This is a genomic window from Roseburia sp. AM59-24XD (assembly GCF_003478445.1).
In the GTDB taxonomy this organism is placed as follows: Bacteria; Bacillota; Clostridia; order Lachnospirales; family Lachnospiraceae; genus Jutongia.
Window position 1 is genome coordinate 22,293 of record NZ_QUET01000031.1, and the last position, 12,818, is coordinate 35,110.

A 12,818-nucleotide genomic window follows, 5' to 3' on the forward strand; every position below is an offset into this window, starting at 1 on the left:
ACATGTTCTATAAAATGATAGAAAATAAGTGTACACAATGGTATGAATCAGAACGGTGTACGGTTAAAAACTTAATTGAGTATATAGAGAAAACAGGGCAGATGCGTGATGCTCAGATTGAGGCTATTAAGGTATATCTGTTTCTCAAAATTGCCTGTGAATGTAAGCCGTTGACACAGCTGTTTAGACAGGGATTCTTTAATTCTATTGATTTGAATGAGATAGAATTGTCAAAATCTACTCGTGAATATTTGTTTCAGAATCCAGCGGCTGCGGCATTATTTGAATATGCATGTTTGACAAATGATAACGGTGAACAGGTATCTGAAAAATTGGAAAAACAGATAAAGAAAGATCCAACGGGAATTGATTATGATGAATTCTTTCGTAATGCGTTTTATGGTGTTTCCTATACGGATTATCTGTTTAGCCTTCCTATGGGTGCAGGTAAAACGTATTTGATGGCGGCATTTATTTACTTGGATTTATATTTTGCTTATGACGAGCCAACAAATCCGTCATTTGCACATAACTTTATCATATTTGCACCATCAGGTTTGAAATCATCAGTGGTTCCAAGTCTTAAAACAATACAAAACTTTAATCCATCATGGATTCTTCCGGAGCCGGCAGCAACAGACATCAAGAGGATGATTTCTTTTGAAGTATTGGATCAAAGCAAAACTGCAAAAAAATCAAATAAGACAAAAAATCCAAATGTTCAGAAAATCGCTAATCATCAGCCGCTTTCTGAGTTGTTTGGTCTTGTTGCTGTTACTAATGCGGAAAAAGTAATTCTTGAGCGTATTCAGGAAAAACAGGGACAGATAAATATGTTTGAAGAAAGCGAGGACGATAAAGACCGACAGGCAAATGAACTTCGTAATTTAATTGGTAAGTTACCATCATTGTCTATCTTTATTGATGAAGTTCATCATGCAGTAAGTGATGAAATTAAGCTTCGTGCTGTAGTTACAAGATGGGCGCAGAATCATACAGTCAATTCTGTAATTGGTTTTTCTGGTACTCCATATTTAGACAAAGTTGAAAAAATAAAAGTTGTAGATTCATTGTCCATTGGTACAGCTGAAATCACAAATATTGTGTATTACTATCCACTTATAGACGGTGTAGGAAATTTTTTAAAACGTCCAGTTGTAAAAATTGCAGATATTGCAGATAGCAGTCTTATTATTGAAAAGGGTGTCAGAGAATTTCTTGATACTTATAAAGACACTGTTTATGCAGATGGTTTAACAGCTAAATTGGGTATTTATTGCGGTACTATCGAAAAATTAGAAGAAACAGTATATCCACAGGTATCCCGTATTGTAGCTGAATATGGCCTTGGTACTGATGTTATACTTAAATTCCACAAAGGAAATAAACAGTATAAGATGTCGGCTGATAGTCAGATGCAGTTTGATATCTTGGATAAATCTATTTCTAAAATTCGTATTGTTTTGCTTGTGCAGATTGGTAAAGAAGGTTGGGACTGTCGAAGTCTTACCGGTATTATTCTTTCTCAAGAAGGAGACTGCCCAACCAAGATGGTATTACAGACATCTTGTCGATGCTTGCGTCAGGTGATTAAAAACGGTCAGGAAACGGCGCTGATATATTTGAATGAAAGCAATGCCGAAAAATTAAATATGCAGCTTGAGCGGCAGCACCATATTTCGCTTAAAGAATTTTCTTCTGCAGACAACAGTAAGACTACTTTGAAACGTTATAATCGTACGGCTTATTTAAAGTTGCCTAAAGTAGAGTTTTATCAGCTGAAAATCAGCTATGATACACTTACTGTTGAAAAGGCAAATCCTGAAGTTTCTATTGAAAAATCTGTTGATTCAGCGCAAATTGCAGGTGATATTATCAAAACAACAGATCTTTCTATGAATGTAAATAATATCAGTATCCAGGTGGATGATGCTGAATATGGTACAGAATATGCAACCTTTAATTCTTGGATTTATGGCATTATGAGAAGTGGATTTGGAACACCTTCCATGGCAGAATTAAATGCATATACAGAGCAATTAAAAGTAGTATATGAAAAAATTACATACGAAAAAGGTGGCTCACGATATTTCAGTTCGAAGTACAATAAAAAGTTGGTAGAAGCCAATATTCGCAAAGCTTTTTGTGACAAAACGGATTTCAATACAACAGAAGAACTGATACCAGAAGAAGCTAATTTGTTGAACATTGCGAATTTTACTTCTGAGATATATGCAGATAATCTGGATGACTACTATCCAAGACAGAATGTTGTTGAAAACATAATGGATGACGATAAGGGAAAATTGAAAGTTGATAAAAAGACACAGCAGTTAATTGATCTCGCTATAGAAACTGGGAACGATAGAATCGTTTTGGAATTGCAACAGCGTGTATCATCTCACCCAAATAAGAATCGTTCGTTCCACTACTTGCCATATCGTACAGACAGTGGTTTTGAACAAACATTTTTAAGAGAAGTATTGTCCTTCGATATTATTGAAAAATTAGGTCTGGAAGTGTATTACAATGGAGACCGTGCTATGACGGAGTTTAAGATCAAGTGCTATAAGAAAACCAGTGGAAAATGGAATTACATTGGTATTTACACACCGGACTTCCTTATCGTTAAACGAAAAGATGGCGTTATCCATAAGGTTATTGTAGTGGAAACCAAGGGGCAGATTTATGCCAAAGATCCAGTCTTTAAAGATAAGAAGAATTTTATGGAAACAGAGTTTTCAAAACAGAATAATGCTGCGTATGGTTATGAACGTTTTGATTACCTGTATTTGGAAGATACGATGCCAGAGAAAGATAGATTGACACAGACACATCAAAAAATCTGTGAGTTTTTTAAGGAGAAAGCGTAATGAATGGAATTAGACCTACTGTAGGCATAGAGTTTGATGATAAATATACTAATGCAAAAAATAAATTGCTTGATTTTATTAAGACATTAGACGAGTTGGATGACATACAAAAAGCAAAATTGGCACAAGAATTTATAACATCATATAGTATGGCAAATTCTTTTGAACAATTTGTAAGTTATATGAAAAATGGAGGAATCAAATAATGCCAATTAAATATGTACCGTTTATACCAGAGCCGGTGGAAGGACAAGCTGTGCTTGGAAATTTTAATAGAATATTGAGATACAAAGGCGCTGACGATGTTTCTATGACATTACAGCGTGGTATGCCTTTGTATGAAATGGAAAAACAGGAAACCGTGGGCGAAAACGCTGACGGCAATATGGTTATTCGTGGAGAATGTGTTTCTGCTTGCGCTTATCTGAAGGAGCAGGGTATTCAGGTTGATCTTGTTTATATTGACCCACCATTTGCCAGTGGTGCTGACTATGCAAAGAAAGTATATATTCGTCGAAATCCGAAAGTAGCAGAAGCTATTGCACAGGCTGAACAAGAGTTGGATGTTGATGAATTGAAAGCTTTTGAAGAAAAGATGTATGGTGATGTTTGGGATAAGGAAAAGTATCTTAACTGGATGTATGAAAACCTTATGGTGATTAAGTCAATTATGAGCGAAAGTGCTTCTATTTATGTGCATTTGGATTGGCATATGTTACACTATGTTAAAATACTTATGGACGAAATATTTGGCGAAGATAACTTTATCAATGAAATAATATGGCGAAGAAAACAGTCTGTTTCTTGGGCAAGTAAACAATTTGGGATCACCAATGATACAATATTATGGTATGGGTATAATGCAGATGAGTATATTTTTAATCCAGAATACTCTATAGACGATGAAAATACTAAAAACTATTTAGAAAAAAGGTTTGTTTATGATGATAATGACGGTAGGGGGAAGTATATGAAATCTCCTCTTGTTAACTCATTGTATCGACCAAATTTGAAATATGTGTTTCATGGTGTTAATCCTCCAGAAAATGGATGGTTATATAAAAAAGAGCGACTTGAAGAATGGTATCAGAATAATGAATTGGTAATGCCGTCTGATCCTAATATGAGAATTTATAGAAAAATATATGCATCAACATATCAAGGACAGCCTATACAAAATATTTGGCTGGATATTCCAATAGTAAACCCAATGGCAAAAGAAAGAGCAGATGTAGATTATGCAACTCAAAAGCCAGAAGCACTTCTCGAGCGAATTGTTAGAACATCATCCAATGATAATATGGTGGTAGCTGACTTTTTTGGCGGCAGTGGCGTAACTGCAGCAGTGGCAAACAAACTTGGGAGAAGATTCATCCATGCTGATATCGGATTGAACTCTATCCAGATAACTCGTGATCGTCTCGTTTCTGATGGTGCTGAATTTGATGTGCTTGAAATTAAAGATGGGGTTCAGCTTTATCGTAATCCTGTTCAAACAATGGATAAAATTAAATCTTTGATTCCTGGCTTGAAAAATGAAGATTCTCTGGATTCTTTCTGGGAAGGTGCTATCTCTGATAGCAAGCTTGGTACAATTCCTGTTTACGTGCCAAATTTAATGGACAGCGCATCCAAACTTCTTGATAAAGTGACCATGAACCGTATTATTCATCAGGCGATTCCAGAATTGGATAATGACATTAAAAAGGTTATTGTTTACTATATCGACATTACTGATGAAGTGGAGATTATGAATTTCATCAAAGAAGATGACAGTACGACTGTAGAAATTGAATTGCGTGATCTTAAATCAATTCTTGATGATGTTGTCATTGGTGATTATGCAGAATTCCATGCAGAAGAAATTGCAGGCGGATATGCAGTTGCTATTGATAAATTTATGAGTGATCGTGTGTTGTCTAAAATTGCAGAATTCAATCAGAAAGCATTCCTTAATTCTTCTGCGAAGAAATCGTATAAACCGATTGAAATCAGTGAAGAAGGCTTGGAACTTATTGAATTCCTTAGCCTGGATTGCACTGCGACCGGTGGTGAGTGGCATTCTGATAGTGAAATCAAGATTGATAAAAATGGCTATGTTATCGTAGACGGCAATAAAACCAAGGAGTTCTGGGATGGTTACATCCGCAGCACAAAGAAACCTCTCCGCCTTAAAATTCGTAACATTTGTGGGGATGAAACTGTTTGGGAGGTGTAATCAATGGCTCAAAATGTGACATTGTATAACCTTTTGATTTCTTGTCCAGGTGATATTAAGGAAGAAGTTACATTGATTGAAGCTGCAGTAGATGAGTTTAATGAATTATATGCTGAAACTTTAGGAATCACAATAAAAACTCGCCATTGGAGTAAGAGTTCTTATGCTCAGTCTGGAGGAAAACCACAGGCATTACTTAACGAACAGTTTGTAAATAAATGTGATGCAGCAGTTGCGATTTTTGGGACAAGATATGGCTCACCTACTGATGAGTTTGGTTCTGGAACAGAAGAAGAAATTGAAATTATGCTTCAATCGGGAAAACAAGTGTTTATGTATTTTTCGGATAAGCCTATCCCACCATCAAAAATAAATGGTGACGGTTATGAGAAAATACAAGCATTCTCTAATAGAGGAATGGATTGTTCAGAATGAACTTACAGAGCAGATATATACAGAAACAGAACTGTTATCCGTTATTGCAGAATTGTATCTGCAAATCTGTGGAGACTTTAGATACCAAGAGCATATACAAAGCATTTGTAAAAAATGGATTGCTGGCCAGACTCCAATGGTAATTAACAACAAAGAAACTATTGGAATTGCAGAAGTATCATGTTGGTGGAAAACCGCATTTTGTTTATAGCTGGCGATTAGAGCCTACTGACAAGCTACCGGTAGGAAAGAAGCCATGCTTATCCCTGAGAGAACTTGAAAAGCAAGGACTTCTGATATGAGATATATCATCGATAGCACAAAGACGAGTGCAGGAACAAGAAAATTGCCAATAACTCAGGATGTGGCAAATATGTTCAGAGCGATTATTGAGGATCGTGAAGCGCCAAAGTATGAAAAGATTATAGACGGATATTCCGGATTTCTATTTGTTGATAAGAACGGAAATCCGTTGGTGGCTATGCATTGGCAGCATAGACTGAACCATATGGTGAAAAGATACAATGATATTTACCGGGTTCAGATGCCTAATATCACGCCGCATGTATGCCGCCACACATATTGTAGTAATATGGCCAAGTCAGGTATGAACCCTAAGACTTTACAATATCTCATGGGGCATTCTGATATAGCGGTAACGCTTAATGTTTATACGCACATCGGACTGGATGATGCAACGGAAGAATTGAGAAAATTGGAAGAAATGGAAAATGCCCGTAGGGAATTGGAAAAGGGGCAGGAGAAACCAGTAAGTCAGAAAATGTTTAAAGCAATTTAGAAAATATCAAACGCAGCCTAAGTCAGAAATGGCTTGGGCGTGTTTGTGGTTATTGGAGGGATAAAAATGACATCAAAAGAAATAGTAGATGCTGTAACTAGTTATGTCCGTGATGAAAATGCGAAGTATGCCATCTTGATTGATGGAGCATGGGGAAGTGGAAAAACCTTTTTGTATGAAAACGATTTATGTGATGCAATATCAGATATAGAAATTGGGAAAAATGATAGAAAAGCAAATGTTTATATTTCATTATATGGAGTTTCTTCAATCGAGGCATTGTCAAAACAATTGCTGACTAATTATCTGATATATGTAAAAGCAAATGGAAATGAAATGGTAAAGAAAGGTGTAAAGCCGGTAGCTGGTATTTTAGGTGTTGTAAGTAAGGCATTTTCTTTTTCGATAGGATCATTTTCGGCTGATTTTAGTGAGATTTTACAAGATATTTCAGGGTTATTAGAGGCAAAAAACATGGTTGTTTGTTTTGATGACTTAGAAAGATGCTCCATACCAATCAATGAATTTTTTGGTTATGTAAATAATCTTATTGAACATTGTAATTGCAAAGTTTTGATTTTAGCTGATGAAAATAATATAGGAAAAATATACGCAAATACAAACATAGAACAAAAATATCAAACTATATTAACAGGTGATAGAAAAGTTATTCAAGATATATCAGAAGAGGATAGAAAGAAGAATGCAACTGCTAAAGATTCGATTACAATCAAAGAATTAAAAGAATTGAATGAAAGATTGTACTCAGAAAATTTTATTTATCGTGATATAAAAGAGAAAGTTATTGGAAAGACATGTCACTACTATCCAGGAATAAAAGAAAGTTTAGAGAAACTAATTTCTGGTACAGATAAACATAAAGGCTGTGTTGGTGAGGGCAATTATAAAGATTTTTTAGAATGTCATAGCGATTCGATAGCAGCGGTATTTAATGAAGTAGACAATAGGAATTTGAGAATTATTATTGCATGGTTGGACATGTTTAGAAAAATTTTTGACATGACATATCGAAATATGAATTCATCTAAATATTTTGAGAATATTATTGCTGATTTTATGAGATATAGTATTTGGGTTATTGTTTCAAGTAAAAAGAATAAGAAGATTATTAAAAGTGCGTATTATGGAAATTCTGATTATGTTTATTTTGAAGGTCATGAATACACGCATACAATCAGATATTATTTTATTGATAAATACATAAGAAGTGACTATCTTGATGAGGTTGATTTGGTGAGAGCTTCAAGGAGTATTGAGGCTAGATGCGAACGTGAAAAATTATATAACAAAGAACAAGTACAGTCTACGGGAGTGGCATATTCGGAATTGAAAAATTGGAGATATATGGAGGATGATAACATACGTGAAAGTATTCAAAAAATGATTCTTGAATTGAAAGAAGACAAATATGCATATCCTGCTTATTCAAATATTATTGAGTTACTACTTTTCTTTAATAAATTAGGATTATATAAAGGGGATGTATACGAGGTTCAAAAAATCATGTTATCCCTTGTAGAAAAAGATATGCATGTTCAAGATGAGAGTAGAATGCCCATTTCTTTTAGTGATGAAGATGAAAAACATAAATACTTGGAGATGTATAAACCTATTGCTGAAAGTCGAAAAATGAGAAATGAAGTCCTTGATAAAGGAGAGATAGAAGAAGAAAAAGTTTATGATAATGCGGATGCTTTTTTACAACATTGTCATAAGAGAGAAGATTATTATTGCACGCGTAAATCATTTATGGAATACATAGATATAGAAAAGGTAATAAAGTTAATAAATAGCAGTGACTTAGAGGGAATCTATAAAATAGCAGATGCGTTCAATGTAATATATTATATGGGCAATGTGAAAGACTTTTATATGAATGATATTGAAGGATTACAATTATTGGCAGAAAGATTAAATAATCAAGAAGACGTTATCGCTGAAAGCATTACAAGAAAATATGCCATTGAATATTTGCTTTCTCAGATTAATAAAACACTTATAGGGTTAGGCGTAGGAGGTGAAAATGACTAATTATGGCTAGAGGACTATTGCTAGGTAATGGAATTAATTCACGTCTATGTATATGGGATTTATCTGTAAAAAATATTGCTGACAGATTCAAAAAGAACGTATTAGTTTACTCAATTATCATTAATAATATTTTTGGTGTGCAAATAGAAGAAGATTTTTTGAATTATTCAGAGATGCCAATAAGTGAGTTGGGAATAGAGACGTTAGCGGGTGTTTTGTACAAGTACATAAAAGAAAATAAAAATCAGAGTTGGACAGATAACGATGAATACAGACTGCAAGATTTGATAACCTGTATTTGTATAACATCCATTTTTTATGATAAGAAGGGTAAAATCGGACAAGTATATGATAAAAGTAAGATGCCATTTGTAGAGAATTATGATTACATATTTACATTAAATTATTTTGAATTTTGGGATAAAGAACAACGATGTGTTCATTTACATGGAAAAGTTGATTTATCAAAACTTGATAACGTGAACAATGCAATACTTGTTAGTTCAGGGAGGATGAATTTAGCGGAATATGCAAGGGCTGTCGATTATATGAAAAAAACAAATAATGTAATAGAGTTTTATCCCAATGATTTAGTGTTTTCACCAAGTGCTGTGAAAAAAGATAAATTGATCTGTGTAACAGGTGTATATCCCTCTGATAAATTGTATCCTGCAGATGATTTGTTTTTATACAGACCTAAAGAATTATATGTAGACCTAGATTCAGTAGATGAGCTTGATGTGTTTGGGATGTCCCCTTTTGGAGATGAAAGTATTATTGAAAAGATAAATGAGAAAAAATTAGTTCGCGTTTTTGTTTATAATAAAGATGAAAATGAAGAGACGAAAGCGTGGAAAAGTAAGTTGAAATGTAATTACGAGTTGTTGGATTCAAGTGATCTGAAGTAGTAATATGATTTTTCTACTACGTTTTTACTACGATTGACGTCTGTGTATTGCATAGTTTTGCTACAATTTGCATTTTTACATACATTTTTAGTGGAGGTTGTAAAAGGCCCGTAGAACTTGCAAAACCAAGCAAAACTACGCGGTATTTATCAAATTATGAAGGAGAAATTTACATGATAAAAGTACTATTCGTCTGCCATGGCAGTACACTAATCGAGCGCGGAAACCCTTGATATTCCTTGACTTTTTGAAGCTAACAGAGAAAATTTACTACTTATTTACTACTTACTAAAATTGTTGATTGCCTTGCCACGATATAAATAAAATTGAACATTATTCGCATAAGCGACGTTACCTTATCCCAACAGGGAAACAAGGAACGCCGCTATTTTTTTACCCTCATGTTACGCAGTAGGGGCAAAAAGAGCCTTGCTACATAAGGCTTTGCGGGTGTGGTTTTCACAGGGTAAGGGATTGATACCTAAACCCTCAAAATCGCTGTTCTACTGCGTAACAAATATGAAGCAAAGGAGTTGATGAAGGTATGGCAGTTTTCCGCGTGGAGAGAAACACAGGATATACGGTTATGAGTAACCACCATTTACGCAATAAGGAGCTTTCCCTAAAAGCAAAAGGGCTGTTATCACAAATGCTGTCCTTGCCGGAGGATTGGGACTACACCCTTGCGGGGCTGTCCTATATCAACCGGGAAAGTATCGACGCTATCCGCACTGCTGTATGGGAGCTTGAAAAAGCCGGATATATCACAAGACGGCAGGGACGCGACGAGAAAGGTAAAATGACCGCTATCGAGTACACCATTTACGAACAGCCACAGCCCCCGGCATTGGATTGTCCGGTATTGGAAAATCCAACAGCGGATAACCCGATATTTGAAAATCCGACACCGGATAACCCGACGTCGGAAAATCCAATGCAATTAAATAAAGATATACAAAAGACTGACTTATCAAAAAAAGAAAAATCAAATACGGATTTATCAAATAACCATTCCATTCCTATCCTTTCCCCTAGCCCCTCTCCTTTGAGGGAAGAAACGGCAGAGCCGGAACGGAAAGGAACGGAAGCGGCAGACGCATACCGAGTGTATGAGGAAATCATCAAGGACAATATCGAATATGAGCATTTTATCAAGCATACTGACATTGACAGGGAACGCTTGGACGAGATTGTGTCCCTTATCCTTGAAACTGTCTGCACCAAACGAAAGACAATCCGTATCGCCGGGGACGATTATCCGGCAGAGCTTGTCAAAGCAAAGTTTATGAAGCTGAACAGCAGCCACATTGAATTTGTCTTTGACTGCATGAAAGAGAACACCACGAAAATCCGCAACATCAAGCAATATCTGAAAGCGGTACTTTTCAACGCACCCAACACCATTGACAGCTATTACACCGCCCTTGTCAACCACGATATGTACGGCGGCTATTAAAAACAGGAGGATTTTAATATGGCACAGAAAACAGGAGCTTTGATTTTTGATGAAACGGCAGACCGTTACGACATTCGCTTTGACCTTAACGACTACTACGGAGGATTGCATTGTGGGGATTGCCTTGAAGTGTTTGTACGCGGCAAATGGAAGCCGACCCGCATGGAATACGGGGACAACTGGTATCTTGTCGGTGTGAGGGCTTCGGATTTGAACGGGCTGCGGGTGCGTATCTAAAGGCGGCATGAAAAATGTACGCCTTATTTTTATGCCCCGAAGCGGCACACCACCCTAACCAAACTATGAAAGGAGGGATTTCATGCAAGATGAAGTCAATGAAAAAGTCGTGTCTTTAGCAATCAAAACATCTAAGCTGACCGCCGAAGTGCTGCAAAAGGCTATGAAAGCCCTGCTTGCCAAAGGCAAAGGGCAGCTAACCAAAGCCCCGCATGGGAAAATCACTATGCGGCAGCTTATGAAGCCGGGAGAAAAGGTTTCCAACATTGAGATTACCGACCAAAATATCAAAGCCTTTGACCCTATCGCAAGGAAAAACGGGCTTGATACAACGTCAAAAAGATTGAGAACGGCAAGCCGCCGACCTATCTTGTGTCTTTTAAGGGCAAGGATATTGACGTTATGACCGAAGCGTTCCGGGAATTTACCGCAAAGAAATTAGGCAGGGATAAAAAGCCCTCTATCCGCAAGCTGCTTTCTACTCTGAAAGATAAGGCGGCAGCTCTGAACGCACAGAGGGACAAAGTGAAGAAAAAGGACAGGGAGGTATCGCTATGAAGCCGGAACTTAAAAAGCTGCTTATCCTAAATGCCCCCTATCTGCTCTTTGTCTATCTCTTTGACAAAATCGGACAGGCGGTGCGGCTCTCTCCGGGAACTGACCTTTCCGGCAAGGTGCTTTCCCTTGCAGACGGCTTTTCCGCTGCCTTTGCAACCCCGCTTCTAAGTTTTGCCCCTATGGATTTGCTTATCGGTATTGTGGGGGCTGTCCTTATCCGGCTTATGGTGTACTTCAAAGGCAAGAACGCGAAGAAATACCGAAAAGGTATCGAATACGGTTCAGCCCGTTGGGGAAACGCCGAAGATATAAAGCCCTACACCGACCCGGTATTTCAAAATAACGTGCTGCTGACACAGACGGAACGGCTTACCATGAACAGCCGCCCGAAGCAGCCGAAGTATGCAAGGAATAAAAATATCCTTGTTATCGGGGGAAGCGGTAGCGGCAAGACGAGATTTTTTGTGAAGCCCAACTTAATGCAAATGCACAGCAGCTACGTTGTAACCGACCCGAAAGGTACGGTTTTAGTCGAGTGTGGGAAGCTCTTACAGCGCGGCGGGTATCGGATAAAGGTGCTGAACACGATAAATTTTAAGAAATCCATGCGTTACAATCCCTTTGCCTATATCCGCAGCGAAAAAGACATTTTGAAACTGGTAAACACCTTGATTGCCAACACCAAAGGGGACGGGGAAAAAGCCGGGGAGGATTTTTGGGTAAAATCGGAACGGCTCTTTTACTGCGCACTTATCGGCTACATTTGGTACGAAGCCCCGGAGGAAGAAAAGAACTTCACGACGCTGCTTGAAATGATAAATGCCAGTGAAGCCCGCGAGGACGACCCGGAATTTCAGTCCCCCGTTGACCTCATGTTTGAACGGTTGGAGGAAAAAGACCCGGAACACTTTGCCGTCCGGCAATATAAGAAATTCCTGTTATCTGCGGGAAAGACACGAAGCTCTATTCTCATTTCCTGCGGTGCGCGGCTTGCCCCTTTTGACATTAAGGAGCTGCGCGACCTTATGGAAACCGACGAAATGGAGCTTGACACCATAGGCGACCGCAAGACCGCCCTGTTTGTTATCATCAGCGACACCGACGATACTTTTAACTTTGTCGTGAGTATTCTTTACACGCAGCTTTTCAATCTCCTTTGCGACAAGGCAGATGATGAATACGGCGGCAGGCTGCCCGTCCATGTGCGCTGTCTGTTAGACGAATTTGCAAATATCGGGCAGATACCGAAGTTTGAAAAGCTCATAGCCACCATACGAAGCCG

The 12,818-nt window shown here is 37.5% G+C and carries 10 protein-coding genes and 2 pseudogenes; all 12 read left to right on the plus strand.

Annotated elements, in window-relative coordinates; all coding sequences use genetic code 11:
• Positions 1–2: 2 nt before the first annotated feature.
• A complete protein-coding gene (locus DXA20_RS13450; RefSeq protein WP_118561486.1) occupies positions 3–2,873 on the plus strand; it encodes a DEAD/DEAH box helicase family protein in 2,871 nt (956 codons plus the stop codon).
• Entirely contained in the window at positions 2,873–3,079 is a 207-nt protein-coding gene (locus DXA20_RS13455) for a hypothetical protein (protein ID WP_118561488.1), read from the plus strand. The genes DXA20_RS13450 and DXA20_RS13455 overlap by 1 nt, the downstream gene beginning before the upstream one ends.
• Positions 3,079–5,091, plus strand: coding sequence for a site-specific DNA-methyltransferase (locus DXA20_RS13460; protein WP_118561490.1), 2,013 nt, complete (start codon positions 3,079–3,081; stop codon positions 5,089–5,091). The genes DXA20_RS13455 and DXA20_RS13460 overlap by 1 nt, the downstream gene beginning before the upstream one ends.
• A gap of 3 nt (positions 5,092–5,094) precedes the next feature.
• Positions 5,095–5,526 carry a DUF4062 domain-containing protein gene (locus DXA20_RS13465; RefSeq protein WP_118561492.1) on the plus strand — a complete coding sequence of 144 codons (432 nt, stop codon included), beginning with the start codon at positions 5,095–5,097 and terminating at the stop codon, positions 5,524–5,526.
• Between the two features lie 167 nt (positions 5,527–5,693).
• The gene (locus DXA20_RS18725; RefSeq protein WP_442969694.1) at positions 5,694–5,828 is read left to right on the plus strand and encodes an integrase DNA-binding domain-containing protein; all 135 of its coding nucleotides are present in this window, start codon (positions 5,694–5,696) and stop codon (positions 5,826–5,828) included.
• Positions 5,813–6,325: pseudogene (locus DXA20_RS13475) on the plus strand (tyrosine-type recombinase/integrase); the annotation flags it as partial. The gene DXA20_RS18725 and the pseudogene DXA20_RS13475, both read left to right, overlap by 16 nt.
• Before the next feature lie 66 nt (positions 6,326–6,391).
• Positions 6,392–8,377, plus strand: coding sequence for a P-loop NTPase fold protein (locus DXA20_RS13480; RefSeq protein WP_118561496.1), 1,986 nt, complete (start codon positions 6,392–6,394; stop codon positions 8,375–8,377).
• A 2-nt stretch (positions 8,378–8,379) separates the two neighbouring features.
• On the plus strand, positions 8,380–9,285 hold the full coding sequence (locus DXA20_RS13485) for a hypothetical protein (RefSeq protein WP_118561498.1): 906 nt from the start codon (positions 8,380–8,382) through the stop codon (positions 9,283–9,285).
• 544 nt (positions 9,286–9,829) lie between these two features.
• On the plus strand, positions 9,830–10,741 hold the full coding sequence (locus DXA20_RS13490; protein ID WP_118561500.1) for a DUF6017 domain-containing protein: 912 nt from the start codon (positions 9,830–9,832) through the stop codon (positions 10,739–10,741).
• 18 nt (positions 10,742–10,759) lie between these two features.
• The gene (locus DXA20_RS13495; protein ID WP_074139000.1) at positions 10,760–10,978 is read left to right on the plus strand and encodes a DUF5348 domain-containing protein; all 219 of its coding nucleotides are present in this window, start codon (positions 10,760–10,762) and stop codon (positions 10,976–10,978) included.
• 82 nt (positions 10,979–11,060) lie between these two features.
• Positions 11,061–11,536 (plus strand): annotated as a pseudogene (locus DXA20_RS13500) (PcfB family protein).
• Positions 11,533–12,818: VirD4-like conjugal transfer protein, CD1115 family (locus DXA20_RS13505; protein WP_118561502.1), on the plus strand; the 1,286-nt coding region annotated here is incomplete at its 3' end. The pseudogene DXA20_RS13500 and the gene DXA20_RS13505, both read left to right, overlap by 4 nt.

What these genes read in the sequence shown, in the direction of transcription:
- DXA20_RS13465 (WP_118561492.1), top strand. Translation starts at nt 5,095, where the DNA reads ATGGCTCAAAATGTGACATTGTATAACCTTTTGATTTCTTGTCCAGGT.
- DXA20_RS13490 (WP_118561500.1), top strand. Translation starts at nt 9,830, where the DNA reads ATGGCAGTTTTCCGCGTGGAGAGAAACACAGGATATACGGTTATGAGT.
- DXA20_RS13480 (WP_118561496.1), top strand. Translation starts at nt 6,392, where the DNA reads ATGACATCAAAAGAAATAGTAGATGCTGTAACTAGTTATGTCCGTGAT.
- DXA20_RS13495 (WP_074139000.1), top strand. Translation starts at nt 10,760, where the DNA reads ATGGCACAGAAAACAGGAGCTTTGATTTTTGATGAAACGGCAGACCGT.
- DXA20_RS13460 (WP_118561490.1), top strand. Translation starts at nt 3,079, where the DNA reads ATGCCAATTAAATATGTACCGTTTATACCAGAGCCGGTGGAAGGACAA.
- DXA20_RS13450 (WP_118561486.1), top strand. Translation starts at nt 3, where the DNA reads ATGTTCTATAAAATGATAGAAAATAAGTGTACACAATGGTATGAATCA.
- DXA20_RS13455 (WP_118561488.1), top strand. Translation starts at nt 2,873, where the DNA reads ATGAATGGAATTAGACCTACTGTAGGCATAGAGTTTGATGATAAATAT.
- DXA20_RS13485 (WP_118561498.1), top strand. Translation starts at nt 8,380, where the DNA reads ATGGCTAGAGGACTATTGCTAGGTAATGGAATTAATTCACGTCTATGT.